The organism is Methylobacterium sp. J-090, assembly GCF_022829345.1.
Taxonomy (GTDB): domain Bacteria; phylum Pseudomonadota; class Alphaproteobacteria; order Rhizobiales; family Beijerinckiaceae; genus Methylobacterium.
Map to the genome: position 1 here is coordinate 30,726 of NZ_JAKSXV010000082.1, position 24,248 is coordinate 54,973.

Genomic DNA, 24,248 nt, shown 5'->3' on the forward strand with positions numbered 1-24,248 from the left:
ACGCTACCGCCCGAGCGACGCCGCGAGCGCCGGCCACTGTTCCAGAAACTCCGCGCGGGCGCGCAGGCCGCCGGAGACCGCTTCCTTCGTGTCGTCCTGGTTGAGGCGGGCGAAGACCAGGGTCCGACCGGCCTTCGTCGCCCAGCCGACGTACCAGCCGTAGGCGCGGGCCTCGTCGAAGCTGCCGTTGGCCTTGCGCGGAAACGCCGTGCCGGTCTTGCCGTGGGCGCTCCAGCCGTCCCCGGCGGGACTCACGGTGACGATCTTCAGGGTTTCGTCGAGGGTGTGGGCGGAGACCGGCAGGGTCCGGGTGGCGAGTTTTCGCAGGAAAACGATCTGCTCCACGGGCGAGACCTTGAGGGACGACATGATCCAGGCCCGGTCGAGGCCGTTGTCCTGTCCCGGATCGCCGGAGAAGTCGGCGTTGCCGAAGCCGAGCCGGCCGGTCTCGGCCTCAAGTGTCCCGCGGCCGAGCTGGTGGGCGATCACCTGCGAGTACCAGACCACCGAGTAGGTCATCCACCGCATCGGGTCGGTCGGCACGCGCCACGCCGCGCCGCCCCAATCCGGGTAGCCCGGCTTGAAGCTGTGGACCGGCGCGTGGGCGTCGGCGAGCACGCCCGCCTCGAAGCCGATCACCGCCAGCGGGACCTTGAAGGTCGAGGCCGGCGTCACCCGGGTGCGGCAATCGCCCTCCTCCCGCAGGATCGCGCCGTCGGCCGCGTCCGCCACCAGGGTGCACAGGGTGCGGGCGGATACGGGCGCGGCGCCCGTCAGGAGCGCCAGGACGGCGAGGAGGAGCGGGCGCCGGGCGCGGACGTCGGCGCTCATCGGTCGGGGCGCTCGCAGCGAAAGGCACGGCCGTCGGCGGAGGCGTGGAGCATCCGGCCCCCGGCCGCCCGGCACTCGGCCGCGCGGGCCTCCATGATCCACTTGTCGGCCAGCGCGAGGCTGAGCGGCACGAGGGTCACGAGTCCGAGAAACACCGCCACCGCCGCGACGGCCCATCCGGTCCCGCGTGGCGGATCGGGAAAATTCGGCCGCTCCGCCGGGCTGGGGAAGAGGAAGGCCAGGGTCGTGAGTCCGAGAAGGGTGGCACTCATGGGCAGGTTGCATTCATGGGGGAGCCCGTGCTGTCAGCCGGTCGAGCATAGCCGCCGGGTCGCCCGTGGGCAGGTGACCATGGGAAGCACCGGGCTCCGTCCGACCCGAGGTCACCCGCTGGACAGCGCTCCCGCGAACGCGAACATCCTCACGTCGCGATGTCGGCGCGAAACGTCGGGGCCGATGCCGGGACGGGTCCCTGGCACGCGCAGGTGAGCCCCGCATGTGGGTCGGCCCCCTTCCGGGCCGGCTCCTCGCAGGTGAGCAGACGCTGGAGCAGATGCGCCATCGGCGCACGCTGGTAGGGCTTCTGCAGGACCGGAACGCCCCGATAGGCGGCCTCCACGCCCTCGACGCCGTAGCCCGTGGCGAACAGGAATGGCAGGCAGCGCTCGAACAGCACATCCGCGATCGGGTAGCTGCGGGCGTCGCCGAGGTTCACGTCGAGAACGGCCGCGTCGAATTCGCCCGTCCGGGCCTGCACCAGGGCCTTGTCGAGCCGCATGGCGACGAGGACCTCGCAGCCGAGCTCCATCAGCATGTCCTCGGCCAGCATGGCCACGAGACTCTCGTCCTCGACCAGCAGCACCCGGCGTCCCTGGAGCAGCGTCATAGGGCTGCCTGCCGTTCGATCACGTCCTGTCCCATCCATCCCAACGTGACCAGAGGAATTTTGAGCCCGCACACCACCCCTGCGCTGCGGTAATCGATCTCGGCGCTCCCGTCGAACTCCAGGGGCAGCTGCCGTTCGATCAGCCGCGACCCGAATCCCTTCCGGGTCGGCTCTGCAACTTCGGGACCGCCCTGCTCCTCCCACACCAGATCGAGCTGCTGCCGGCCATCGTCCATGGCCGCGAGGGACCAGAGGATGGAGACGCGCCCTTCGGGCACGGAGAGGGCACCGTACTTCGCCGCGTTGGTCATCAGCTCGTGAAGGGCCATGGACAGGGTCACCGCCACCTTCGGATGCAGCCGCGCGTCCGGCCCCTCCACGCGAAAGCGGTTCACGTCGAGCTCGGCCAGGAGGTGTGGCGCCAGGGCGCGCTCGACGACGCTGCGCAGGCTGGCGCTCTCCCAATTGTCCGCGACGAGGACGTTGTGGGCCGTCGAGAGGGCGACCATTCGGGCGTCGAACACGCTCCGCGCGGCCTGATCGGCCTGACCCCGGAACGTCTGGGCGGCGATGGACTGCACCGTCGCCAGGGTGTTCTTCACCCGGTGGTTCAATTCGTTGAGGAGCAGGCGCTGGCGCTCGGCCGCCGCCTTCTCCTCGCTGATGTCGAGCACCTCGATGATGGTGCCGATGATGTTGGCGGAATCGTCGCGGATCGGGCTCGCGGTGAAGCCGACGGGATAGAAGTGCCCGTCCGCGTGGACGAAGACCTCCTCGCCGCGCTCGTGGTTGTTCTGCGGGAACGCGCGGTCGATGGCGCATTCCGCCAGCGGAAACGGGCGGCCGTCGGGATAGGTGTGGTGCACGATGTCGTGAAGCGGGCAGTCGCGCGCGAGCACCTCGGCGAGGGTGTAGCCGGTGAGCTGCTCGGCGGCGCGGTTCATGTAGATGCAGTGCTGGCGGTCATCCATGAGGAAGATCGACACCGATGCGTTGTTGAGCACCGCGTTGAGGCGGCGCTCCGTCTCGAAGAGCTGGTCGCCCCGGCGCAGGGTCGCGAGCGACGCCGCCGCCAGGGCGGACGATTGCAGAGGCTGCCGGGACTGCGGCACGGCGTGATCCTTCACTGAGGTTGCGCAAGCCCGTGCACCGAACGGACGGGTCCCGTCAACGGTGGGGAGCGGTTCGCTCCGGCCGGCAGTACACGGGCCCCGGTCGCGCGGTGCCGGCGGCAGCGCGTGATCCGTTTTCTCGGAACGGTCCGGTCCCTGGGGGGTTGGTCACCCAATCATCACGACAGCAGGAGATACCGAATGCGCACTCTCGCACTCGTCTCGACCGCCGTTCTCGGTCTCGGCATCCTCGCATCGGCTCCGGCCGAGGCGCGCGGCTACGGCTACGGTCACGGCGGATACGGCCATGGCGGCTACGGCGGCGGCTTCGCCCGCCACGGCGGTGGCTATGGCCGCGGCTACGGCGGTTACGGGCGCCGTGGCATCGGCACCGGTGCGGCCGTCGGCCTCGGCATCGCCGGGCTCGCCGCGGGTGCCATCGCCGCCGGCTCCTATGGCGGCGGCTACGGCTACCCGGCCTATGGCGGCTATTCCTATGGCGGCCCGCGCGCGGTCGGCTACGGCTACGCACCGGCCTATGGCTACGGCAGCGGTGGCTATTACGGCTACGGCTACTGAGACCCTCGGGTCACGAGACGGATAAGGGGGTCGCCGAGAGGCGGCCCTTTTTCGTTGTCGGACCGGTCGCGGGCGACGGGTGAGCGAGCCGGAAGGCCCCTTCACCGAACCGTCGCCTGCGCCTCAGTGCCGCCGCGCTCGCCCCGCACACCGGCCCGATGACGCACGTTTCCCGGTTCCTCGCGTGGATTCTCCTGGCCGCCCTGATCTTCGCCACGCTGGCGCCGATCGGATTGCGCCCGGTCAGCGGAGCGCCCGTCGGCCTGGAACGGTTCGGTGCCTTCGCCGTCCTCGGCTTCCTGTTCGCCTCCGGATACCCGCGTCGTCGCTGGGAGGTCCTCGCGCTGGTCACCCTCGCGGGGGCCGGGCTGGAGGTACTCCAGATGCTGGAGGCGACCCGGCACGGCCGGATGAGCGACGGCCTCGTGAAGATCGCCGGAGGGGGGTTCGGCGTCACCGCCGCGATGGTGCTGAGCCGCGTCTCGGCCCGCGCCGGGGCCGCCGTCGGGCGCCCCTGAACGTCACGCTGCCCGGTTTCCCCGAACGCCGGAAGACCGGCTTCCGGGAGAGACTTGACCCTGAAACGCCGAGGTCCGACATGCGCGTCCTGGGCGGGGGATCGGACATGGCCGGGCTGAAGGACAAACGGGGCTTCATCGACAAGGACCGTCTCGACCTGTCGGAGCGCAAGGCCGTCGAGTTCTGGATGAAGCGGTGGGGCGTCACCCAGGACCAGCTCACGACCGCGCACCGGAAGGCCGGCCGGATGGTCAAGGACATCGCGGCGGAACTCGGCAAGAAGCGGTAGGCGCTTAAGGTCCGTCGTGCCGCCTCGACGCGACGCGCCGCTTGGAGCGCCCGGGGCGAGCCCTACCTTACCCGCCATGACACAGGTGCCCGACGACAACCTCGACCATTACACGCTGGGCTTCCACGCCCCCCGAAAGGGCCTGCGCCGGCAGGACTGCCCCTACGCGGAGGGCACCGACGCGCACGCCCAGTGGATCGCCGGCTACGACGCGGCGGTGAAGGCGGCCGGGGACGGGAGCACGGACCCGGTCCGCGGATGATCGCCGGAGCCGTGGGGCGGGCCAGTGTGGCGATGGGGCCGGTGTATCATCCGCGCGGCGACGCGTCGGGACGGCGCGCGCGGGACAGGACGGCACCCGGCCGGCGCGGTCCAGGTTTTGGTGCGGACGGCGGGACTCGAACCCGCACAGCCTTGCGGCCGCAAGATTTTAAGTCTCGTGCGTCTACCGGTTTCGCCACGTCCGCATGCCGGCTCCTGCGGTAGCGGGGCGAACGTCCGAGATCAAGGCGTCCAGCCGTAGAGCCAGCGGTAGCGGCGGGTCATGCCGGCGGGGCCGAGGCGGCGCATCACCGTGTTGCGGACGGCGCCGACGAGGGCGCCGGCGTGGTAGCTGCGGCCGTTGGCGCGGGCGGCGGCGCGGACTTTCCGCACGCGGGCCGTGCGGGCTTTGGCGTAGGCGGCGAGGGCCTCGGGCACCGGCGCGGCGGCGAGGCAGGCGGCCAGGGTGGCGGCATCCTCCACGGCGAGGGCCGCGCCCTGCGCCAGGAACGGCAGGATCGGGTGGCCGGCGTCGCCCAGGAGCGCGAGGCGGCCGCGTGCCAGGGGTCTGGCCGGCGGGCGATCGACCAGGGACCAGACCAGCCAGGAATCGGGCACGTTGAGGAGGGCGGCGAGCGGTGCCGCCGCGTCGGGGAAGCGCGCGCGCAGGACCGCCGGCTCGCCGAGCTGGCCCCAATCGTCGGTGCCGGCGCGCTCGGGCACCACGGCGACGACGTTGAGGTGGCTGCCGCCCTGGATCGGGTAATGCACCACGTGGCGGTCGCGGCCGAGCCACAGGCCGGTCGCCTCGCCGTCGAGTTCGGGCGGCACCGCCTCGCGCGGCACCAGCGCCCGCCACGCCGCCGCGCGCCACGGGCGCAGGGGCACGGTGTCGAGGTGGCCGCGCAGGCGCGAGCGCACGCCGTCGGCCCCGACCGCGAGGTCGGCGACGAACGTCTCCGAGCGGGCGCCCTGGTGGCTCTCCAGGGTGAGGCTGATCGCGTCGGGCGCCTCGACGAGGCCGGTGACGTCGCGGCCCATGAGCAGGCGGATGCCGGCGCGGCCCCGCACGGCGTCGAGGAGCAGGGTCTGCAGGTCGGCCCGGTGGATCACGTAGTAGGGCGCGCCGAAGCTCTCGCGGTGCGCGGGCCCGAGGGGGATCTCGCCGAGGGTGCGGCCGGTGGCGAGGGCGCGCACCACCACGCCCGGCGGCTCGCTCGCGGCCCGGCGGAGCGCCGCGCCGAGGCCGAGGCCGATGAGCACGCGGCTGGCGTTGGGCGAGAGCTGAAGGCCGGCGCCGACCTCGCTGAAGCCGGTGCGGCGCTCGATGAGGGTGACGTCGTGGCCGGCCGCGTCGAGGGCGAGCGCCGCCGTGAGGCCGCCGATCCCCGCGCCGACGATGGCGACCCGATGGCCCGGTCCGGTGGGAGGCACGGGGCTCAGGCGGCGGCCGTGGTCCGGTCGTCCCACACGCAGGCCGCCGGATCGGCGGTGCCGGCCTTCAGGCCCGGGCGGTGCCGATAGAGCGTCGAGCAGTACTGGCAGATGATCTCGTCCTCCGTGCCCATGTCGAGGAACACGTGCGGATGGTCGAAGGGCGGGCGCGCGCCGATGCACATGAACTCCCGCGATCCGACCTGGATCACCGCGACCCCGAGGTCGTTGTGGAAGTGCGGCACCGCCTTGTCAGCCATCGTCCCGTCCTGCCTGCCGGCCCGTCGAAACCCGTCCGGGCGCCTGTTCGTCGAGACACGGTGTCTAGCCCCTCCCCGGCCCGGCGCCTAGCCCGATCGGGCCCGCCTAGGGGCTAGGGTTGGCCTCGCCCGCCCGGGGTCGTACAGAGGAGCTTTCCCGGCCAGCCACGAAACGCCCGCCCATGACCCAGAACGATCAGGCCGTCTCCGACACCGGACGGCGCTCGCCCGAGCCGCCGATCCACGGGCCGGAGGGGTTCGAGGGCATGCGCAAGGCCGGCCGCCTCACGGCCGAGGCCCTCGACGTGCTGATGGAGGCCGTGGCGCCGGGCGTGACCACGGAGGCCCTGGACCAACTTGCCTACACCTTCGCCATGGACCACGGCGCCTACCCGGCCTCCCTGCTCTACCGGGGCTACCCGAAGTCGATCTGCACCTCCATCAACCACGTGGTCTGCCACGGCATCCCCAACGACAAGCCCCTGCGCGAGGGCGACATCGTCAACCTCGACATCTGCCTCATCGTCGAGGGCTGGCACGGCGATTCCAGCCGCATGGCCTATGTCGGCGAGGTGCCGCGCAAAGCCCAGCGCCTGTGCGAGATCACCCACGAATGCCTCATGCGCGGCATCGCGGCGATCAAGCCCGGCGGCTCGACCACCGATATCGGCCGGGCGATCCAGGCCTATGCCGAGGCCGAGCGCTGCTCCGTGGTGCGCGACTTCTGCGGCCACGGCCTCGGGCGCCTCTACCACGACGCGCCGACCATCCTGCACTACGCCGAGCCGAGCTACGACGTGACGTTCAAGCCCGGCCAGTTCTTCACCGTGGAGCCGATGATCAACCTCGGACGCCCCGCCGTGAAGGTGCTGTCCGACGGCTGGACGGCGGTGACGCGGGACCGCTCGCTCTCGGCCCAGTTCGAGCACACGGTAGCGGTGACGGAGACGGGCGCCGAGATCTTCACCTTCTCGCCGAAAGGCCTGCATCAGCCGGTCAATCCGGCGGCCTGAGCCTCTCCCGTGGGCGCCCGCCGACCTCCCGACGCTCCCCTGCCGTCCGGCGAGGCCGGGCCGGCGGAGACCGAACCGCACTATCTCGGCCACCGCGACCGCCTGCGCGCCCGGTTCGCACAGGGCGGTGCCGACGCGCTGCCGGATTACGAGCTCCTCGAACTTGCCTTGTTTCGCGCCATTCCCCGGCGCGACGTGAAGCCCCTGGCGAAGGCGCTGATCCGGCGCTTCGGCAGCTTCGCCGAGGTGATCTCGGCCGAACCGGCCCGACTTGCCGAGATCGAAGGCATCGGCGCCGGCGTCATCGCCGACCTGAAGCTCATCGAAGCGGCAGGCCATCGGCTGGCCCGGGGCGCCATCGCGGCCCGGCCGCTGCTGTCGTCGTGGAGCGCGGTGCTGGACTATTGCCGCGCCACCATGGCGTTCGCGGCCCGCGAGCAGTTCCGGGTGCTGTTCCTCGACCGGCGCAACCACCTCATCGCCGACGAGGTCCAGGGGCGCGGCACCGTCGACCACACGCCGGTCTATCCCCGCGAGGTGGCGCGCCGGGCGCTGGAACTGTCGGCGACCGCCATCATCCTCGCCCACAACCATCCGTCCGGCGACCCCACCCCCTCGGCGGCCGATATCCGGATGACCCGCGAGATCGTCGGTGTCCTCGACCCCCTCGGCATCGTCGTCCACGACCACGTGATCCTCGGGCGCGAGGGCCACGCGAGCTTCAAGGGTCTGAAGCTGATCTGACCGTGGGTCGGGAAACATCCTCCCGCCGGTGTCGTCCCGCCGTCACCGGCCCCGGCACGTTTCGTCAGAGACACGGTGCCGCCCCCGCGTTCGGCATGTTAGCGTGCCCGCCAAGGGGTCCGTCGAGACCTCGAACGGCTGGCCGGCCCGCCCCTGGCGCGCCTCTTGCCTGGAACTAGGCGTTATAAGGGGAGGCGCACATGGCGCTCGCTGCGTTCGACGAGATGACCGGGTTGCCCGAAGGGGCGCTCAAGGATGCCGCCGTGCGCGAGGCGTACAACAGCCTGAAATCCTGGCTCGACACCACGCCGCCGGAGCATTTCAACACCCGCCGCAGTCAGGCGGAGATGCTGTTCCGCCGCATCGGCATCACCTTCGCGGTCTACGGCGCCAACGAATCCACCGAGCGGCTGATCCCGTTCGACATCATCCCCCGGGTCATCACCAAGCCGGAGTGGAGTTTTCTGGAGCGCGGCCTCAAGCAGCGCGTCACGGCCATCAACGCCTTCCTCAAGGACATCTACGGCGCCCAGGAATGCATCAAGGCCGGCATCATCCCGGCCGACCTCGTCTACCGCAACCCGCACTACCGGATGGAGATGCGGGCCTTCAAGGTGCCGCACGACCTCTACGTCCACATCGCCGGCATCGACATCGTCCGGACCGGCGAGAACGACTTCTTCGTGCTGGAGGACAACGCCCGCACCCCGTCCGGCGTCTCCTACATGTTGGAGAACCGCGAGGTGATGCTGCGGCTGTTCCCGGAACTGTTTTCGCGCCATCGCGTGGCACCCGTCGAGAACTATCCCGACGCCCTGCTGGCGACCCTGCGGTCGCTGGCCCCCTCGACGGCGACCCGCGACCCCACCGTCGCCCTGCTGACGCCGGGGCGCTACAACTCGGCGTTCTACGAGCACTCGTTCCTGGCCGACAAGCTCGGCGTCGATCTGGTCGAGGCCTCCGACCTCTTCACCAAGGACGACGTGGTCTACATGCGCACCACGGAAGGGCCGCGCCGGGTCGACGTGCTCTACCGCCGCCTCGACGACGACTTCCTCGATCCCCTGGTCTTCCGCCCCGACTCGGTGCTCGGCGTGCCCGGCCTCATGAACGCCTACGAGCGCGGGACCGTGACGCTGGCCAACGCGGTCGGCACCGGCATCGCCGACGACAAGGCGGTCTACAGCTACATGCCGGAGATCGTGCGGTTCTTCACCGGCGAGGAGCCGATCCTGCACAACGTCCCGACCTATCGCTGCCGCGAGAAGGACGCGTTCGCCTACGTCATGGACAACCTCAAGGACCTCGTGGTGAAGGAGGTCAACGGCTCGGGCGGCTACGGCATGCTGGTGGGGCCGCACGCGACGAAGCGCGAGATCGAGGAGTTCGGGCGGAAACTCCGCCACGCCCCCGAGGGCTTCATCGCCCAGCCGACCCTGGCGCTCTCCACCTGCCCGACCTTCGTCGCCTCGGGGGTGGCACCCCGCCACGTCGATCTGCGCCCCTTCGTCCTGTGCGGCTCGGACGAGATCCGCATCGTGCCGGGCGGCCTCACCCGCGTGGCCCTCAAGGAAGGGTCCCTCGTGGTCAATTCGAGCCAGGGCGGCGGCACCAAGGACACCTGGGTCCTCGACGCCTGACGATCGCGCCCAAATGCCGTGTCCCGACGCCCGCGGCGGCGGCGGGGCGCTTTCCAATCCGCCGCCGCCTCCGGCATAGTTCCCCTTCAGCCCAACGGTCCCCGCGCGCGTCGCGGTAGCCGCGCCTCAACGGAAGCCCATGCTCTCCCGGACCGCAGACAACCTCTACTGGCTCTCGCGCTACGTCGAGCGGGCCGAGTTCGTCGCCCGCATCCTCGACGCGGCGCACCGGCTCGCGGCCCTGCCGTCGAGCTACGGCGGCGGCGAGACCAACGAATGGGCCTCGGCCCTCGCCTCGGCCGGCGACCCGGAGGTGTTCAAGCCGCTCTACGACGGCATCACCGAGGCGACCGTCTGCAACTTCCTGGCGTTCAGCCCGCACAACCCTTCGTCGATCCGCTCCTGCATCGAGACGGCGCGCGAGAACGCCCGCAGCGTGCGCACGGCGCTCACCACGGAGATGTGGGACGCCATCAACGGCGCGTGGCTGGAGCTGCGCAACTACGAGGGACGCGAACTCAACCGCGATGAGTTCGCGCGCTTCCTCGAATGGGTGAAGGGCGTGTCCCTCGCCTTCGACGGCTCGGCCTACCGGACCATGCTGCGGAACGACGCCTACTGGTTCACGCGGCTGGGCACCGCCATCGAGCGGTCCGACAACACCGCCCGCATCCTCGACGTGAAGTACCGCATCCTCCTGCCCGCCACCGAGCGGGTCGGCGGCAGCCTCGACTACTTCCAGTGGACCACGATCCTGCGCGAGGTCTCGGCCTTCAACGCCTATCACTGGGTCTACCGCGAGAGCGTGAAGCCCCTGCTGGTGGCCGATCTCCTCATCCTCAACCGGCAGATGCCGCGGTCGCTGGCCAATTGCTACGGCATGCTCGTGGAACACCTCGACCTCATCGCCGACGCCTATGGCCGGCGCGGCGCCAGCCAGCGCCTCGCCAGCAACACGCTGGCGCGTCTGGAGGGCGAGAACATCGACCGGATCTTCACCTCCGGCCTGCACGAGTTCGTCACGGCGTTCATCGCCGAGAACAACCGCCTCGGTGCGGCGGTCATCGAACAATATCTGGTGTAGTGGTTCCGACCCGGTCGGCACCCGCATAAAGGTCGCCTCATGCGAATCCGCGTCTTTCATGAGACCAACTACACCTACGAGCATCCCGCCCGGAACCTGATCCAGGTCCTGCGCCTGCGTCCGCGCGACCATGACGGCCAGTACGTCCGGCGCTGGCGCATCGAGCCGTCCATCGACGGGCGGATCAGCGAGCGCGAGGACGGCTTCGGCAACGTGGTGCACTGGTTCACCGCCGACGAGCCGGCGGAATCGCTCACCATCCGCGTCACCGGCGAGGTCGACACCAACGAGATGCACGGGGTGGTGCGCGGCACCGTCGAGCGCCTGCCCGACGAGTTCTACCTGCGCGATTCCGATCTCGCTCTGGCGAGCGAGCCGATCCAGGCCTTCGCCCGCGCGGTCCAGGCCGCCGGCGACAGCTCGCCCCTGCCCTGCCTGCACCGGCTGCTCGCCGCCGTGCATGACCGCGTGACCTTCGAGCCGGGGCCGACGAGCGCCAGCACCACGGCGGCGCAATCGTTCGAGCAGGAGAAGGGCGTCTGCCAGGACCTCACCCACATCTTCATCGCCGCCGCACGCCACCTCGAGATCCCGACCCGCTACGTCTCGGGCTACTTCCACCGCGACGACGGGATGGTCGATCAGGAGGCGGGCCATTCCTGGGTCGAATCCCTGGTGCCGAACCTCGGCTGGGTCGGCTTCGACCCCGCCCACGGCATCGCGACCACGGAGGCGCATATCCGCGTCGCGGTGGGACTCGACTACCTCGGCGCGGCCCCGATCCGCGGCAGCCGCATGGGTGGCGGCACGGAAACCCTCGACGTGAAGCTCCGCGTCGAGCAAGCACAGGCGACGGTCCAGTCCTGATCCCGAGGGCGCTCGGACGCGAGGAAAGCTTGAGACGATGACCTACTGCGTCGGTGTGCTGGTCGAGGACGGCCTCGTCATGATCGCCGATACCCGCACCAATGCGGGCCTCGACGACATCTCGACCTACCGCAAGCTCCACCACTTCAACGTGCCGGGCGAGCGGGTGATGATGCTGGCCTCGGCCGGCAACCTCTCCATTACCCAGTCGGTCCTGAGCCTGCTCTCCGAGGGCGTCGAGGGCGATGCCGGCGAGCCGAAGATGAAGCTCGTCGAGGCGCCGACGATGTTCCAGGCGGCCCAGCTCGTGGGGCGGGCCATCCGCCGGGTGCGCGAGATCGAGAAGGCCGGGTTCGAGGCGGCCAATCTCCGCTTTTCCGTGTCGCTGCTGTTCGGCGGTCAGATCGGCACGGAGGCGATGAAGCTGTACCTCATTTACGCGGCGGGCAACTTCATCGAGTGCAGCGGCGACGCGCCGTTCCTGCAGATCGGCGAGCACAAGTACGGCAAGCCGATCCTCGACCGGGCGGTGAAGTACGAGACCGACCTCTACGACGCCCTGAAGGTCGGCCTCGTCTCGATGGATTCGACCATGCGGTCCAACCTCGGCGTCGGCCTGCCCATCGACATCGCGCTGGTGCGCCGCGACGCCCTCACCCTCGAGGTCAACCATCGCATCGAGGCCGGCGAGGGCTACTTTCACGACCTGCGCGAACGCTGGTCGGCCGCCCTGCGTGCCGCCCACCGGGCGATCCCGCGCCCGCCCTACGGCCCTGCGGCCGATCCGAAGTAGGGTTTTTCGGCCATTGGCATCGCGCGCTTCCTCCCGATTGGGGAAGAGAAGCGCGCGCCTTACGTCCCCCAGGCGTCGAGGAGCGCGCCCGCGTCGCGCGCGGGATCGAGACCGCGCATCAACCCGCCCATGACGGCGATCCCCGTCGCGCCCGCGTCGCGGCAGGGCCGCGCCGTCTCCCCGGTAACGCCGCCGAGGGCGATGACCGGCAGGCCATGGGATGCTGCCGCCCGAAGCGCCGCCGGCCCCAGGGCCGGTCCGTAGCCGGGCTTGCTCGACGTCGCGTAGATCGGGCTCAGGGTGGCGTAGTCCGCGCCGTGCCGCGCGGCCGCCCCGACGTCCTCGAGGGTATGCGCCGAGACCCCGATCAGCCCCCCGGGCAGGCGGCGGCGGGCCTCCGCGAGGTCGGCCGGCGTCGCCCCGCCGGGCAGGTGGACGCCGTCCGCCCCGAGATCGGCCGCCAGGGCCGCGCTTGCGCCGATGCTCAGGATACCGCCCCGGGCCCGCACCCGCGCCAGCACCGCACGGGCCAGTTTTTCGCGCGGACCCTGTGCCATGTCGCGTTCGCGAAACCAGACCCAGCGTGCGCCGCCCGTGAGAAGCGCGTCGAGGTGCGCGGCGAGGGCCGGTTCCCCACCGGGAACCAGGGTCCGGTCCGTCACCACGAGGAGCGGCGACGGCAGCGCTCTCACGAGCCGACGAGGCCGAGTTGCGGGCTCGACGGTTCGGCCCGGCCCCGCCTCGGGATGCGGCCGGCCAGGTGCGCGAGGCGACCGGCCGCGACGGCGTACCCCATGGCACGGGCCATCCGCACGGGATCGTCGGCCTTGGCCACCGCCGTGTTGAGGAGGCAGCCGGCGGCCCCGAGCTCCATGGCGATGACCGCGTCCGACGCCGTGCCGATGCCGGCATCGACGATGACGGGGACTTCCGAGCGCCGGCAGATCAGTTCGAGGTTGGCGGGGTTCGCCACTCCCATGCCCGATCCGATGAGCGAGCCCATGGGCATCACGGCGGCGCAGCCGAGATCGGCGAGGCGCTGGCACACCACCGGGTCGTCGTTGCAGTAGGGCAGCACCGTGAACCCGTCCTCGACGAGGTGGCGGCAGGCCTCCAGCAATTCGGCGACGTCCGGGTACAGGGTCTCGCGGTCGCCGATGACCTCGACCTTGATCCAGGTTGTGTCGAGGGCCTCGCGGGCGAGTTCGGCGGTCATGATCGCGTCGCGCGCCGTCTCGCAGCCGGCGGTGTTGGGCAGGAAGCGGTAGCCCTTGAGCTTCTCCACCGTGTCCGACCCGTGGCCCTGCAGCGAGACCCGGCGGATGGAGGCGGTGACCACCTCGGCGCCGGACGCCGCCACGGACGCCGCCATGATCGTCTGTGTCGGGTAGCCGGCCGTGCCGATGAACAGGCGCGAGCCCAGGGTGACGCCAGCGATGACCAGGGGATCGTGGTGCCGGTCGTCGTGAGATTGGATCATGGTATCAGCCTCCCTGCATGGCGCGGACGATCTCGACGCGGTCGCCCTCGTCGAGTTGCGTCGTTTCCCAGTCCCGGCGGCGGATCACCGCGCCGTTCAGGGCGATGGCGATGCCCTGCGGGCTTTCGAGGCCGGTCTCCTCGGCCTCGATCCGGAACAGGGCGTCGAGGGTCTCGGCCGCGCTCTCGTGGGGGCGGCCGTTGAGGATGAGCTTCATGCGGTCGCCCTTTCGCGGGCCGGTGGACCTTCGGGTGCCGGGGCGAAGCGGCCGCGACCGAAGGCGCGGGCGTAGTCCGGCAGGGCGCCGTCCGTCAGCAGGGCCGCCACGGCGTCGGCGGTGGCGGGCGCCAGGAGGTAGCCGTTGCGGTGGTGGCCCGTCGCCACGACGAGGCCGGGGGCCAGGGTGTCGATGATCGGGGCGTCGTCGTCGGAGGTGGGGCGGTAGCCGCTCCACACGGCCTCCACCGCCATCTCCTCGATGCCGGGCAGGACGCGCCGGGCGCCCTCCAGCAGGGCGTAGAGCCCGCCCGCCGTGACGCCGGGCGTGAAGCCGCAATCCTCCACCGTCGCCCCGACGATGAGGTGGCCGTCGCTTTTGGGCGCCATGTGGACCTGCTCGGTCCAGACCATGTGGGTGAGCGTGCCGGTGCGCGCCGTGGTGCGCAGGGCGAGGGACTGGCCCTTCAGGGGCCGCACCGGCAGGGCGAGCGCCTCGGGCAGGAGCCCGGCCTGCCCGCTCCAGGCCCCGGCGGCGAGGATGACGGTCCCGGCCGCGATCCGGCCCTGCCCGGTGGCGAGCCCGGTGACCCGGCCGGCTTCCCAGTCCAGGGCCTCGACGGGGCAGGCCTCGACGATGGTCACGCCCGCCGCCACGCAGGCGCGGATGAGGGCGGCCATGACCCGGCTCGGATCGACCTGATGGTCGCGGGGGCAGAACAGGCCGGCGGTGACGGCCGGGCGCAGGGCCGGCTCGCGGGCGCGCACCTGCGGGCCGCTGAGCCAGGTGGCCTCGAGCCCCGAGCGGATCTGGAGGTCGTGGCGAAACCGCAGGCGCTCGACCTCGTCGCGGCCGATGGCGAGGACCAGGGTGCCCTCCTGCCGGTAGTCGATGTCGACGCCCGACGCCGCCTGGAGATCGTCGCGAAATCCCGGCCAGCGCGACAGGCTCTCGAGCGCCAGGGGCAGCAGGGGATCGGAACCGGGCTCGTGCTCGGCGGCCGGGGCCAGCATGCCGGTGGCGGCGAGACTCGCCCCCGCGCCCACGGTCTCGCGCTCGACGACGGTGACGGACCGGCCCCCTTGCGCGAGGCGCCAGGCCATGGACAGGCCGATGAGGCCGCCGCCGACGATGGCGACATCGCTCCGCGCCGGCAGGGCCGACGGCGCCCGCGGCATGGCGGGGGAACGCCTCAGGTCGATGGGTCGGGTGGGGTTCGGCTCCAAGACAACCTCCGCGACGCGACGCAGAGAGTGTGGGCCTGTGCGCCTCGTGAGGCGCGTGCCGGGCTTTGAAAAAACACGGCGGTCCAATCCCTACGCCGGTATGAACCGGTTCAGGTTCGAAGGATTTCCGCGCCGCCGCCCCGCTTAGGGGCGACTCATCGGTTTCTCAGCCCCTTGCCGGGGATCTCCCTGGAACACCCCCGATGTGGGCCGCACGGGGGCCGGGGTCAACACCCCGGCGGCGTTATCAGACCGCCGCGGGGGCGCGGCCGGGGCGAAACACGCGCATCGGCTCGGCGAATCCGTCGAGGGTGTGGGAGCCGAGCGGAACGGGATCGCCCCACAGGAAGTCGACGAACGGCTTCGACATCAGCAGGGGTTCGCCGAGCGTCCGGTTGAGGCGGGCGAGGCGGCTGGCGAGGTTCACGTCGCGGCCGATGACCGTGAAGTCGAGGCGCGCGCCCGAGCCAACATTGCCGTAGGCGGCCTCGCCGTGGTGGAGCGCGATGCCCGCCGCCACGGGCTGGGCGAAGCGCCCGAGGCCGTTGGCCTCGTCGAGGGCCGCGAGCGCGCTCTGCGCCGCCGTCAGCGCCCCCTTGGCCGCGCCGCCGAGGTCGTCGCCGCGCTCGCGAAAGATCGCCAGCAGCCCGTCGCCGAGGTACTTCAGCACCTCGCCGCCCTCGCGCTCGATGGCCGGCACGAGGCAGTCAAAAAAGATGTTGAGGAGGTCCACCGCCTCCTCCGGGGTCATCTCGGCGGAGATGCGGGTGTAGTCGCGCATGTCGGCGAAGAAGATCGCCGAGCGGATGCGCTGGACGTGGCCGCGCCGGATGGAGCCCGCCAGGATCGCCTTGTGCGGCTCGTCGCCGACATAGATCCTGAGCACGTGGTCGAGCTGCTTGTTGATGCTGCGCATCTCCATCACGGCGGCCAGCGTCGGGATGACGAAGCGCAGGATCGCCACGTCCTCGTCGCGAAAGCCGTCCTCGCTGCGCGTCGCGAAGGTGATGCCGTTGCGGGTGCCGTTGGTGAAGAACAGCGGCGCCACGATGTAGTGGCGATAGCCCTCGGCCTTGAGGTCGGGAATCACCGCGTAGGCACCGGGCGGCGTCTCGGCGAGATCGAGAATCAGCCATTCCCCGGTCTCGTGGACCGTGTGGAACGGGCTCTCGCGGTAGGCCTTGTCGGAGGCGTCGCCGTGGGGGAACAGCCGCACCGTCGAGCCCGATTCCCGGGTCCAGAACCGGCCGACCCCGGAATACTCCGAATGCAGAGCGTCGATGGCCGTCGTCGCCCGGTCCACCGGGACGCCGAGGTCGATGAGGCGCTCGGCCAGCCCCGCCAGCAGGTCCTCGGCGTTGGGCATCCGCGCGCCCTCGCTCAGCAGCCAGTCGCGCAGGGCCACGCATTGCTGCAGGGCGCCGAACGGCACGTCGTTCGCTTCCGATCCGTCGGCTTCGGCGGTGGGCGGCGACTGGGGCGGGCCTCGATCGAGCATGGGGGCCTAAGTGGGTCGCGGGCCGACTTGGGCAACCGGGCTGTCGGTATCACCCCCGAGCCGGCGGCGCCGAAGCGCCGCCGGTCTATCCTGTCGCTCAGTTGTCGAGGAAGCTCCGGAGCTTGCGCGACCGGCTCGGGTGCTTGAGCTTGCGCAGGGCCTTCGCCTCGATCTGGCGGATGCGCTCGCGGGTCACCGAGAATTGCTGGCCGACCTCCTCGAGGGTGTGATCGGTGTTCATGCCGATGCCGAAGCGCATGCGCAGCACGCGCTCCTCGCGCGGGGTGAGCGAGGCGAGGACGCGCGTCGTCGTCTCGCGAAGGTTGCTCTGAATCGCCGCGTCGATGGGCAGGACGACGTTCTTGTCCTCGATGAAGTCGCCGAGGTGGCTGTCCTCCTCGTCGCCGATGGGCGTCTCGAGGGAGATCGGCTCCTTGGCGATCTTCAGGACCTTTCGGACCTTCTCCAGCGGCATCGCCAGCTTCTCGGCCAGCTCTTCCGGAGTCGGCTCGCGGCCGATCTCGTGCAGCATCTGGCGCGAGGTGCGGACGATCTTGTTGATCGTCTCGATCATGTGCACCGGGATACGGATGGTGCGGGCCTGATCGGCGATGGAGCGGGTGATGGCCTGGCGAATCCACCAGGTCGCGTAGGTCGAGAACTTGTAGCCGCGCCGGTACTCGAACTTGTCCACCGCCTTCATCAGGCCGATGTTGCCCTCCTGGATCAGGTCCAGGAACTGCAGGCCGCGGTTGGTGTACTTCTTGGCGATCGAGATCACGAGGCGCAGGTTCGCCTCGATCATCTCCTTCTTGGCCTGACGGGCTTCGCGCTCGCCTTTCTGGACCATGTTGACGATCTTGCGGTACTCGCCGATTTCGAGGCCGGTCTCGGAGGCGAGCGTGAGGATCTGCTCGCGCAGGCGCACGACTTCCTTCTGGCCCTTCTCGACGAGGTTCTTCCAGCCGCGGCCGCCGAGGCTGCCGACGCGCTCCATCCAGTTCGGGTCGAGCTCCCAGCCCTGGTAGTGGCGCAGGAACTCGTCGCGGGCGACGCCGTGGGTCTCGGCGTAGCGCATCAGGCGGCCCTCATGCGAGATGAGGCGCTTGTTGATGTCGTAGAGCTGCTCGACCAGGGCCTCGATGCGGTTGGCGTTGAGCGAGAGGGACTTCACGTCGGTGACGACGATGTCCTTCAGCTCGTCGCGCTTGCGGCCTTGCGCGTCGGTCTGGGTGCCGCCCGACGCCTTCAACTCGGCATGCTCGCTCTGGAGCTTGCGCAGCTTCTTGTAGTTGTTGGCGATGTTGTCGAACGTCTCGAGGACGCGCGGCTTGATCTCGGTCTCCATGGCCGCCAGGGAGACGTTGTTCTCCATGTCGTCGTCGTCGTCGCCCTCGGGCGGCGCCGGGGTTTCGGTCTCGGTCTCCTCGGCTTCCTCGGCCCCCTCCGCGATCTGCATCGCGTTCTTGGCGTCGGGGCCGGCATAGGTCGCCTCGAGGTCGATGATCTCGCGCAGGAGCACCCGGCCGTCGACGAGCTCGTCGCGCCAGATGATGATGGCCTGGAAGGTCAGCGGGCTCTCGCACAGGCCGGCGATCATCGCCTCGCGGCCCGCCTCGATGCGCTTGGCGATGGCGATCTCGCCCTCGCGCGACAGGAGCTCCACGGAGCCCATCTCGCGCAGGTACATGCGCACGGGATCGTCCGTGCGGTCGGTGGGCTCCTTCGTCGTGGTCTCGCGCACGGCGGGGGCCTTGGTCGGCGCGATCTCGGCGACCTCGGTCCCCTCCGCGCCGTCCTCGTCCTCGGACGCCTCGCCGTTGGCCTTCGCGGTCTCGCCGGCGGTCTCCTCGGTCTCTTCCGCCTCGACGACGTTGATGCCCATCTCGGAGAGCTGGGACAGCACGTCCTCGATCTGGTCGGGATCGGACTGGCCGTCGGGCAGGACCTCGTTGATCTCCTCGTAGGTGATGTAGCCGCGCTTCTTGGCGAGCTTCACCATCCGCTTGACGGAGGCATCCGTCAGATCGAGGAGCGGCCCGTCCGTCTGTGCCTCGGGGGCAGCATCGGTCTCGTCCCGTTCCGTTGCCTTCGTCGCCATGGTCCGCCTATGGTTGTCGTGGCAATGTCGCGCGGGAGCGTGTGTCTCACTCCGCGTCGCCGACGCTGCAATGCATATGGTGTGCGGAACGCCGAAAAGCGCCCGCGTCGATCTCAGATCTCGGTATGCAAGCGAGACGCTTGACCGATTGTTAACCATGCGCCGCCTTCGGCGCGTGAATTCCGTCCCTGCGAAGGGCCTAGCCCGCCGCGTCGGCGTCGGGCCCGCCCTCCTCCGCCTCCGCTCCGGCGACCACGGCCATACGTTGCTTCACGTCGCACAGCCAAGCGAAGTTCGCCTCCGTGAAGTCCTCGGCCAGGGCGTGTTCCGCCAAGCGAAGTTCGCTATTTAGCGCGCCGGACTTGCGGTGCAAGATCACGGCCTGACGCAATGCGTCTTCGAGACGCACAGGATCGGCATGCGCGTCAAGGGTCCATCGGTCGCCGGGACGCACATGGGTTGCCAGCCGCGTCGCCGCCTCCGCAAGTCCGGCGCGGCGCAGGCGGGCTTCGAGAACCTCTACATCGGGCTGTCCCGCATCGGCGTGGCTGTCGAGTAGAAGGGAACGCAGGGCCTGCGCGTCGAGATCGCCGAGTTCGAGCTCGGCGAGATCCTCCGCCTCGATGCCGAGCAGTTCCGGGTGGACGAGGAGGCTCGACACGATCATCGCCTCGCGGTCGCGAAACGCCACCGGACCGGCCGCATTGGTCTCGCCGGCGTAGAGCGGATTGAACTTGGTGGTGATGCGCGGCGACGGCGGCGGATCGCCCGGGCGCGGCGTGCGCTGGAACGCCGGCCGGCCCCCGCCGCCCGCGTTGCGCGGCTCCCACGGACCGCGCCGGCCCTGGTTCGCCTGGGGCGACAGCGCGCGCAGGCGGCCCTCGATCTCGTCGCGGTAGAACCCGCGCACGGTCTCGTCGCGGATGCCCGCCACCATCTCGCGCAGGGTCTTGGCGAGCCCCGCCCGGCGCTCGGGCGTGTCGAGGGGGGCGCCCTCGGTGGCGCGCGACCACAGCACCTCGACGAGGGGGCGCGCGCCCTCCAGCACCCGGTCGATGGCGGCCTTGCCCTCGGAGCGCAGGAGGTCGTCGGGGTCCTGCCCCTCGGGCAGCATGGCGAAGCGCAGGGATTTGCCCGGCGTCAGGCCCGGCAGGGCGACGTCGAGGGCCCGGAACGCGGCGCGCTGGCCGGCGCCGTCGCCGTCGAAGCACAGGATCGGCTCGTCGCCGTGGCGCCACAGCAGCGCGACCTGCTCCTCGGTGAGCGCCGTGCCCAGCGGCGCCACGGCGTTGGGATGGCCGGCCAGCGTCATGGCGATGACGTCGACGTAGCCCTCGACGGCGATGATCGTGCCCCGGTCGTGGGCGGCCTTGCGGGCGCCGTGGAGGTTGTAGAGGATCTGTCCCTTGTGGAAGAGCGGCGTCTCCGGCGAGTTCATGTACTTCGCCTTGGCGTCCTTCTGCATCGCCCGGCCGCCGAAGGCGATGACCCGGCCCCGCGAATCGGTGATGGGAAACATCACCCGGTCGCGGAACTTGTCGTACGGCACCTTGATGTCGTCGCCGGTCACCAGCAGGCCGAGCTCGGCCATCATCTCCTTCGCGACGTCCTTGGCGGCCAGATGATCGCGCAGGGCATAGCGGTCGGACGGAGCGTAGCCGAGGCGGAAGCGTGCGCGGGTGTCGAGGCCGAGCTGGCGCCGGTCGAGATAGGCCCTGGCCTCGATCCCGGCGCCGCTCGCGAGCTGCGCCTCGTAGAAGGCGGCCGCCATCTCCATGACTTCGAGGGCGCCGGCGCGCTTGGTCTCCATCTCGCGGGTGTCGGCGCTGGGGGTGGGCAGGCTCACGCCGGCTTCCGATGCCAGCCGCTCGACGGCCTCGGGGAAGCTCAGGCCCTCCGTCTCCATGAGGAAGGTGAACACGTCGCCGTGCTTGCCGGACGAGAAGCAGTGGTAGAACTGCTTCTGGTCGTTGACGTAGAAGGACGGCGACTTCTCCGCGTTGAACGGCGACAGGCCGCGCCACTCGCGCCCGGCCTTCTTCAGCCGGACGCGGCGCCCGACCACATCGGAGGCGGGCAGGCGCGCACGGATCTCTTCGAGGATGTGAGGCGGGTAGCGCATGGGACCTCTGCGGCCGCTCAGTCTAGCGCAGGGGGCTTAAGGAGTCCCTATGGCTCGCGAACGCGCCTGCTAGGTCGCAACACTCATAGGGCGGTAAGAGTAGCTCACAAAACTCCCGATCCCGGACGGTTCTCGCTTCGAGACCAACGGTGCAGCGGGAGTTTTGTAAGCGACACCAAGCCCGTGCCCCACATTGCGGTCCGCTTCCCAATCGGTGTACATACGTTTGTATCTTTTTATGGATGCGCGCCGGGGCATGCGTCGATGGAGGAGTGGTCCTACGAATGGGACGAAACCAAACGCGAGGCCAATCTTCGTAAGCACGGCATCGATTTCTGGGACGCACTCGACGTTTTCGAGGGTCCTCATCTTATGATCCGGTCGGATCGAAACGGAGAGGAGCGCTGGGGCGCGCTGGGTCTGCTCGGAGACAGGGCCATCGTGGTGTTCTTCACGCCGCGGGGCGCGGTTCGGCGTCTGATCTCGGCACGTTCAGCGAGACGCAATGAGCGAAAAATCTATCACACACACAACGCTCCAGGGGCGCCGCCAGGGTCGGACTGACCACACCGCGCTCAAGGCCGTCACCGACGAGACGATTGCTGAGCGCGTCGCTTCGGACCCCGATGCCGGCCCCCTCGACATCGACTGGTCGAAGGCCGAACTCGTGATCCCGCAGCGGAAAGCCGCCATCTCAATTCGGCTCGACGAGGACGTCCTGGATTTCTTCAAGCGTAGCGGGGCCGGCTACCAGAGCCGGATCAATGCCGTCCTGCGCAGCTATATGCAGGCGAAGGGCGGCGGGGTGGGCTGAGCCACGCCGCCGCTTCGAGGCAAATTCACGCCTTGGCGTTCAGCACCTCCTTCACCAGTCCGCTCGCCTTCCCGAAATCCATGCGGCCGGCATAGGCCGCCTTCAGGGCGGCGATGACCTTGCCCATGTCCTTGGGGCCGGCGGCGCCCGTCTCGGCGACGGCGGCCTCGATGGCGGCGCGGGTCTCGGCCTCGTCCATCTGCTGGGGCAGGTAGCCGGCGATGATCGCGGCCTCGGCGCGCTCGTTCTCGGCGAGCTCGGGGCGGCCGCCCTGGTCGTAGACGCCGGCCGATTCGTTGCGCTGCTTGATCATCTTCTGCAGCAGCGCGAGGATCTCCTCGTCGGTGGGCTGTTCCTTGCCCAGCCCCCGCGCCTCGATGTCCTTGTCCTTCAGGGCGGCCTGGATCATCCGCACGGTGGCGAGCTTCGCCTTGTCGCCGGCCTTCATGGCCTCTTTCATCTCGGTGGTGAGGCGGGCGCGCAGCATAGGACTCTCCTGATCGGGCTGGTCTGTGAATTGCTGAGTGGGTCGCGCGTCTTGAGCCGGACGGTGCGCGGGGCCACATTGACCCCATCGCCCCCCGCTCGGTATGAGCGCCGCACGACAAGCCACCCGCGTGCGCCGTGTCGCACGGCGCCGGGATCGGCCGGACATAAGCGAGATCACGCCGATGCTGCAAGATGAAGGCGCCCGTGCGCACCCCGCTGCCCCCGCGCCCTGGGCCGAGCCCGTCGCCACCGCCCTCCTCGTCCTCGCCGACGGCACGATCCTCGAAGGCTTCGGCATCGGCCAGACCGGGGCGGCCGACGGCGAGGTCTGCTTCAACACGGCGATGACGGGCTACCAGGAGATCCTGACCGACCCGTCCTATGCCGGCCAGATCGTCACCTTCACCTTCCCGCATATCGGCAACACCGGCACCAACGACGAGGATCTGGAGAGCCTCGACGCCGCCCCGGCTTCGGGCGTGCGCGGCGCCGTCATCGCCTCGGCGGTGACGAACCCGTCGAGCTGGCGCTCGTCGAGCCACCTCGACGCCTGGCTGAAGGCGCGCGGCATCGTGGGCATCACCGGCATCGACACCCGGGCGCTCACCGCCCTCATCCGCGACCACGGCATGCCCAACGCCGTCATCGCCAACAGTTCCGACGGCACCTTCGACCGCGACGCCCTGAAGGCCCGCGCCGCCGCCCTCGCCCCCATGGAGGGCCTCGACCTCGTGCCGCCGGTGACCAGCCGCGCCACCTCCGCCTGGTCGCAGACCACCTGGGGCGTGAAGACCGGCTACGGCGACCGCCCGGCCGGCCAGGGCCTGAAGGTCGTGGCCATCGATTACGGCGTGAAGCGCAACATCCTGCGCCTGCTGGCGGAGGCCGGCTGCGACGTCACCGTGGTGCCGGCGACCACGAGTGCGGCCGAGATCATGGCGATGAAGCCCGACGGCGTGTTCCTGTCGAACGGCCCCGGCGATCCGGCGGCGACGGGCGAATACGCCGTGCCGGTGATCCGCGCGCTGCTCGCCGAGAAGGTGCCGACCTTCGGCATCTGCCTCGGGCACCAGCTCATGGGCCTGGCGCTCGGCGGGCGCACCGTGAAGATGGCACAGGGCCACCACGGCGCGAATCACCCGGTGAAGGACAAGACCACCGGCAAGGTCGAGATCGTCTCGATGAACCACGGCTTCGCCGTCGATCCGGGAAGCCTGCCCGCGACGGCGGTGGAGACGCACATCTCCCTGTTCGACGGCTCGAACTGCGGCCTGACCCTGACCGACCGCCCGGCCTTCTCGGTGCAGCACCACCCCGAGGCCTCGCCGGGGCCCCGCGACAGCCACTACCTGTTCGAGCGCTTCGTCGCGCTCATGCGGGCGGGGACGCCGGAGACGATCCACGCCGTGGTGTGAGGGCGACCGGATCCCGACCCCCTGCCCCGATATGGACCGGGGTGGGTCACAAAAAGTCCGGCATTGCCCGGCATCCCCGCGCCGTTAACGGATCGCTAACGACGACGTTCGAAGCTTCGTCGAGCAGGCCATTTCGCGACGGTTACGGGGATATCCACATGACGTTCGACGACGCGCGCGACGACTTTTCGCGGTTGCATCGCCTCTTCACCTTCCACCTCGGCGTCGGTGTCGGCCTGTCCTGGATGACGACCCTGTACGCGGCCTGCTACGCGCCGTGGGTGCGCAACATCCGCGCCCTCATCGACCCCGCCGCCGGCCTCGACCGCGTCGAGAGCACGTGGTCGTTCCTGTTCGTCCTGCCGGCGATCCTCACCATCGCCTGGGTGAGCCTGTTCTTCGGGCGCGAACTCCTGCGCCGCAGCCAGACCCTGTCCAGCGCCGCCCTCGAATTCGCCGCCGCCGCCCTCGTGGCCTTCGGCGTGTTCACCCTCTCCATCGACCGGGCCGTGGCCGCCCTCTACGCCGGGCTCTAACTCTGCGAACCGGCCGGAAGCGTCGGCCACCGCTTCCG

28 protein-coding genes, 1 tRNA gene and 1 riboswitch are annotated in these 24,248 nt (G+C 70.2%); of the genes, 14 read left to right on the forward strand and 15 right to left on the reverse strand.

Translation table 11 applies throughout. The features are described 5' to 3' along the window. Positions 1–3: 3 nt before the first annotated feature. The 4 genes from blaOXA to MKK49_RS13355 form a co-directional block, all read right to left on the reverse strand. On the reverse strand, positions 4–831 hold the full coding sequence (blaOXA, locus tag MKK49_RS13340; RefSeq protein ID WP_244029137.1) for a class D beta-lactamase: 828 nt from the start codon (positions 829–831) through the stop codon (positions 4–6). Next, positions 828–1,103 carry a hypothetical protein gene (locus MKK49_RS13345; protein ID WP_244029139.1) on the reverse strand — a complete coding sequence of 92 codons (276 nt, stop codon included), beginning with the start codon at positions 1,101–1,103 and terminating at the stop codon, positions 828–830. The genes blaOXA and MKK49_RS13345 overlap by 4 nt, the downstream gene beginning before the upstream one ends. Before the next feature lie 149 nt (positions 1,104–1,252). After that, entirely contained in the window at positions 1,253–1,717 is a 465-nt protein-coding gene (locus MKK49_RS13350) for a response regulator (RefSeq protein ID WP_244029141.1), read from the reverse strand. Continuing rightward, a complete protein-coding gene (locus MKK49_RS13355) occupies positions 1,714–2,829 on the reverse strand; it encodes a sensor histidine kinase (RefSeq protein WP_244029143.1) in 1,116 nt (371 codons plus the stop codon). Before MKK49_RS13355 ends, MKK49_RS13350 begins: the two co-directional genes overlap by 4 nt. A 201-nt stretch (positions 2,830–3,030) precedes the next feature. Between MKK49_RS13355 and MKK49_RS13360 the strand changes: the two genes are divergently transcribed. The 4 genes from MKK49_RS13360 (at position 3,031) to MKK49_RS13375 (ending at position 4,478) form a co-directional block, all read left to right on the forward strand. Then, entirely contained in the window at positions 3,031–3,408 is a 378-nt protein-coding gene (locus tag MKK49_RS13360) for a hypothetical protein (RefSeq protein WP_244029145.1), read from the forward strand. Between the two features lie 158 nt (positions 3,409–3,566). After that, entirely contained in the window at positions 3,567–3,926 is a 360-nt protein-coding gene (locus tag MKK49_RS13365) for a hypothetical protein (protein WP_244029147.1), read from the forward strand. A gap of 107 nt (positions 3,927–4,033) precedes the next feature. Then, the gene (locus tag MKK49_RS13370) at positions 4,034–4,216 is read left to right on the forward strand and encodes a DUF3606 domain-containing protein (protein WP_056095126.1); all 183 of its coding nucleotides are present in this window, start codon (positions 4,034–4,036) and stop codon (positions 4,214–4,216) included. A gap of 76 nt (positions 4,217–4,292) precedes the next feature. After that, a complete protein-coding gene (locus MKK49_RS13375) occupies positions 4,293–4,478 on the forward strand; it encodes an Rmf/CrpP family protein (RefSeq protein WP_244029151.1) in 186 nt (61 codons plus the stop codon). Between the two features lie 118 nt (positions 4,479–4,596). Here the strand turns inward: MKK49_RS13375 and MKK49_RS13380 are convergent. The 3 genes from MKK49_RS13380 to MKK49_RS13390 form a co-directional block, all read right to left on the reverse strand. Beyond that, a tRNA-Leu gene (locus MKK49_RS13380) sits at positions 4,597–4,683 on the reverse strand. Between the two features lie 37 nt (positions 4,684–4,720). After that, positions 4,721–5,911 (reverse strand): FAD-dependent oxidoreductase, encoded by a 1,191-nt coding sequence (locus MKK49_RS13385; protein ID WP_244029153.1) that lies wholly within the window; start codon positions 5,909–5,911, stop codon positions 4,721–4,723. A gap of 5 nt (positions 5,912–5,916) precedes the next feature. Further along, entirely contained in the window at positions 5,917–6,171 is a 255-nt protein-coding gene (locus tag MKK49_RS13390; RefSeq protein ID WP_244029155.1) for a zinc-finger domain-containing protein, read from the reverse strand. 182 nt (positions 6,172–6,353) lie between these two features. On the opposite strand from MKK49_RS13390, the gene map reads away from it, so the two are divergent. The 6 genes from map (at position 6,354) to MKK49_RS13420 (ending at position 12,312) form a co-directional block, all read left to right on the forward strand. Continuing rightward, positions 6,354–7,184, forward strand: coding sequence for a type I methionyl aminopeptidase (map, locus tag MKK49_RS13395; protein WP_244029156.1), 831 nt, complete (start codon positions 6,354–6,356; stop codon positions 7,182–7,184). A 9-nt stretch (positions 7,185–7,193) separates the two neighbouring features. Further along, positions 7,194–7,928: a RadC family protein gene (gene radC, locus MKK49_RS13400; RefSeq protein ID WP_409565071.1), complete on the forward strand. Its 735-nt coding sequence runs from the start codon at positions 7,194–7,196 to the stop codon at positions 7,926–7,928. A 200-nt stretch (positions 7,929–8,128) separates the two neighbouring features. After that, complete coding sequence (locus MKK49_RS13405) at positions 8,129–9,568, forward strand: circularly permuted type 2 ATP-grasp protein (RefSeq protein WP_244029158.1); 1,440 nt, start codon at positions 8,129–8,131, stop codon at positions 9,566–9,568. A 139-nt stretch (positions 9,569–9,707) separates the two neighbouring features. Further along, on the forward strand, positions 9,708–10,652 hold the full coding sequence (locus tag MKK49_RS13410) for an alpha-E domain-containing protein (protein WP_244029160.1): 945 nt from the start codon (positions 9,708–9,710) through the stop codon (positions 10,650–10,652). 39 nt (positions 10,653–10,691) lie between these two features. Continuing rightward, positions 10,692–11,519, forward strand: a complete 828-nt coding sequence (locus MKK49_RS13415) for a transglutaminase family protein (RefSeq protein ID WP_244029162.1) — start codon at positions 10,692–10,694, stop codon at positions 11,517–11,519. A gap of 37 nt (positions 11,520–11,556) precedes the next feature. After that, on the forward strand, positions 11,557–12,312 hold the full coding sequence (locus tag MKK49_RS13420; RefSeq protein WP_244029164.1) for a peptidase: 756 nt from the start codon (positions 11,557–11,559) through the stop codon (positions 12,310–12,312). A 59-nt stretch (positions 12,313–12,371) separates the two neighbouring features. On the opposite strand, the gene MKK49_RS13425 is transcribed toward MKK49_RS13420, so the two are convergent. The 7 genes from MKK49_RS13425 to dnaG form a co-directional block, all read right to left on the reverse strand. Beyond that, positions 12,372–13,004, reverse strand: a complete 633-nt coding sequence (locus tag MKK49_RS13425) for a thiamine phosphate synthase (RefSeq protein ID WP_244029165.1) — start codon at positions 13,002–13,004, stop codon at positions 12,372–12,374. Beyond that, the gene (locus tag MKK49_RS13430; protein ID WP_244029167.1) at positions 13,001–13,792 is read right to left on the reverse strand and encodes a thiazole synthase; all 792 of its coding nucleotides are present in this window, start codon (positions 13,790–13,792) and stop codon (positions 13,001–13,003) included. Before MKK49_RS13430 ends, MKK49_RS13425 begins: the two co-directional genes overlap by 4 nt. Positions 13,793–13,796: 4 nt before the next feature. Continuing rightward, positions 13,797–14,009, reverse strand: a complete 213-nt coding sequence (gene thiS, locus MKK49_RS13435; RefSeq protein WP_244029169.1) for a sulfur carrier protein ThiS — start codon at positions 14,007–14,009, stop codon at positions 13,797–13,799. Further along, entirely contained in the window at positions 14,006–15,187 is a 1,182-nt protein-coding gene (gene thiO, locus MKK49_RS13440) for a glycine oxidase ThiO (RefSeq protein ID WP_244029170.1), read from the reverse strand. Before thiO ends, thiS begins: the two co-directional genes overlap by 4 nt. A gap of 117 nt (positions 15,188–15,304) precedes the next feature. Further along, positions 15,305–15,435: riboswitch (TPP riboswitch) on the reverse strand. A gap of 47 nt (positions 15,436–15,482) precedes the next feature. Then, on the reverse strand, positions 15,483–16,733 hold the full coding sequence (locus tag MKK49_RS13445) for an adenylate/guanylate cyclase domain-containing protein (protein WP_244029172.1): 1,251 nt from the start codon (positions 16,731–16,733) through the stop codon (positions 15,483–15,485). 97 nt (positions 16,734–16,830) lie between these two features. Beyond that, the gene (gene rpoD, locus MKK49_RS13450; RefSeq protein WP_244029174.1) at positions 16,831–18,834 is read right to left on the reverse strand and encodes an RNA polymerase sigma factor RpoD; all 2,004 of its coding nucleotides are present in this window, start codon (positions 18,832–18,834) and stop codon (positions 16,831–16,833) included. A gap of 199 nt (positions 18,835–19,033) precedes the next feature. Continuing rightward, a complete protein-coding gene (dnaG, locus tag MKK49_RS13455; protein ID WP_244029176.1) occupies positions 19,034–20,956 on the reverse strand; it encodes a DNA primase in 1,923 nt (640 codons plus the stop codon). Positions 20,957–21,220: 264 nt separating this feature from the next. Between dnaG and MKK49_RS13460 the strand changes: the two genes are divergently transcribed. Then, on the forward strand, positions 21,221–21,520 hold the full coding sequence (locus MKK49_RS13460) for a BrnT family toxin (RefSeq protein ID WP_244029178.1): 300 nt from the start codon (positions 21,221–21,223) through the stop codon (positions 21,518–21,520). Further along, positions 21,462–21,770: a BrnA antitoxin family protein gene (locus tag MKK49_RS13465; RefSeq protein ID WP_244029180.1), complete on the forward strand. Its 309-nt coding sequence runs from the start codon at positions 21,462–21,464 to the stop codon at positions 21,768–21,770. Before MKK49_RS13460 ends, MKK49_RS13465 begins: the two co-directional genes overlap by 59 nt. Positions 21,771–21,795: 25 nt before the next feature. Here the strand turns inward: MKK49_RS13465 and MKK49_RS13470 are convergent, their stop codons facing one another. Continuing rightward, complete coding sequence (locus MKK49_RS13470; protein ID WP_244029181.1) at positions 21,796–22,257, reverse strand: GatB/YqeY domain-containing protein; 462 nt, start codon at positions 22,255–22,257, stop codon at positions 21,796–21,798. A gap of 184 nt (positions 22,258–22,441) precedes the next feature. Between MKK49_RS13470 and carA the strand changes: the two genes are divergently transcribed. Together carA and MKK49_RS13480 are read left to right on the forward strand one after the other, a co-directional pair. After that, positions 22,442–23,674: a glutamine-hydrolyzing carbamoyl-phosphate synthase small subunit gene (carA, locus tag MKK49_RS13475; protein ID WP_244029184.1), complete on the forward strand. Its 1,233-nt coding sequence runs from the start codon at positions 22,442–22,444 to the stop codon at positions 23,672–23,674. A 158-nt stretch (positions 23,675–23,832) separates the two neighbouring features. Further along, entirely contained in the window at positions 23,833–24,210 is a 378-nt protein-coding gene (locus MKK49_RS13480; RefSeq protein ID WP_244029186.1) for a hypothetical protein, read from the forward strand. Positions 24,211–24,248 lie beyond the last annotated feature (38 nt).

Bases quoted from the DNA above. Each gene is read 5' to 3' on its own strand.
- blaOXA (WP_244029137.1), bottom strand. From the start codon at position 831: ATGAGCGCCGACGTCCGCGCCCGGCGCCCGCTCCTCCTCGCCGTCCTG.
- MKK49_RS13345 (WP_244029139.1), bottom strand. From the start codon at position 1,103: ATGAGTGCCACCCTTCTCGGACTCACGACCCTGGCCTTCCTCTTCCCC.
- MKK49_RS13350 (WP_244029141.1), bottom strand. From the start codon at position 1,717: ATGACGCTGCTCCAGGGACGCCGGGTGCTGCTGGTCGAGGACGAGAGT.
- MKK49_RS13360 (WP_244029145.1), top strand. From the start codon at position 3,031: ATGCGCACTCTCGCACTCGTCTCGACCGCCGTTCTCGGTCTCGGCATC.
- MKK49_RS13365 (WP_244029147.1), top strand. From the start codon at position 3,567: ATGACGCACGTTTCCCGGTTCCTCGCGTGGATTCTCCTGGCCGCCCTG.
- MKK49_RS13370 (WP_056095126.1), top strand. From the start codon at position 4,034: ATGGCCGGGCTGAAGGACAAACGGGGCTTCATCGACAAGGACCGTCTC.
- MKK49_RS13375 (WP_244029151.1), top strand. From the start codon at position 4,293: ATGACACAGGTGCCCGACGACAACCTCGACCATTACACGCTGGGCTTC.
- MKK49_RS13390 (WP_244029155.1), bottom strand. From the start codon at position 6,171: ATGGCTGACAAGGCGGTGCCGCACTTCCACAACGACCTCGGGGTCGCG.
- map (WP_244029156.1), top strand. From the start codon at position 6,354: ATGACCCAGAACGATCAGGCCGTCTCCGACACCGGACGGCGCTCGCCC.
- MKK49_RS13405 (WP_244029158.1), top strand. From the start codon at position 8,129: ATGGCGCTCGCTGCGTTCGACGAGATGACCGGGTTGCCCGAAGGGGCG.
- MKK49_RS13410 (WP_244029160.1), top strand. From the start codon at position 9,708: ATGCTCTCCCGGACCGCAGACAACCTCTACTGGCTCTCGCGCTACGTC.
- MKK49_RS13415 (WP_244029162.1), top strand. From the start codon at position 10,692: ATGCGAATCCGCGTCTTTCATGAGACCAACTACACCTACGAGCATCCC.
- MKK49_RS13420 (WP_244029164.1), top strand. From the start codon at position 11,557: ATGACCTACTGCGTCGGTGTGCTGGTCGAGGACGGCCTCGTCATGATC.
- MKK49_RS13430 (WP_244029167.1), bottom strand. From the start codon at position 13,792: ATGATCCAATCTCACGACGACCGGCACCACGATCCCCTGGTCATCGCT.
- thiS (WP_244029169.1), bottom strand. From the start codon at position 14,009: ATGAAGCTCATCCTCAACGGCCGCCCCCACGAGAGCGCGGCCGAGACC.
- thiO (WP_244029170.1), bottom strand. From the start codon at position 15,187: ATGCCGCGGGCGCCGTCGGCCCTGCCGGCGCGGAGCGATGTCGCCATC.
- MKK49_RS13445 (WP_244029172.1), bottom strand. From the start codon at position 16,733: ATGCTCGATCGAGGCCCGCCCCAGTCGCCGCCCACCGCCGAAGCCGAC.
- rpoD (WP_244029174.1), bottom strand. From the start codon at position 18,834: ATGGCGACGAAGGCAACGGAACGGGACGAGACCGATGCTGCCCCCGAG.
- dnaG (WP_244029176.1), bottom strand. From the start codon at position 20,956: ATGCGCTACCCGCCTCACATCCTCGAAGAGATCCGTGCGCGCCTGCCC.
- MKK49_RS13460 (WP_244029178.1), top strand. From the start codon at position 21,221: ATGGAGGAGTGGTCCTACGAATGGGACGAAACCAAACGCGAGGCCAAT.
- MKK49_RS13465 (WP_244029180.1), top strand. From the start codon at position 21,462: ATGAGCGAAAAATCTATCACACACACAACGCTCCAGGGGCGCCGCCAG.
- MKK49_RS13470 (WP_244029181.1), bottom strand. From the start codon at position 22,257: ATGCTGCGCGCCCGCCTCACCACCGAGATGAAAGAGGCCATGAAGGCC.
- carA (WP_244029184.1), top strand. From the start codon at position 22,442: ATGCTGCAAGATGAAGGCGCCCGTGCGCACCCCGCTGCCCCCGCGCCC.
- MKK49_RS13480 (WP_244029186.1), top strand. From the start codon at position 23,833: ATGACGTTCGACGACGCGCGCGACGACTTTTCGCGGTTGCATCGCCTC.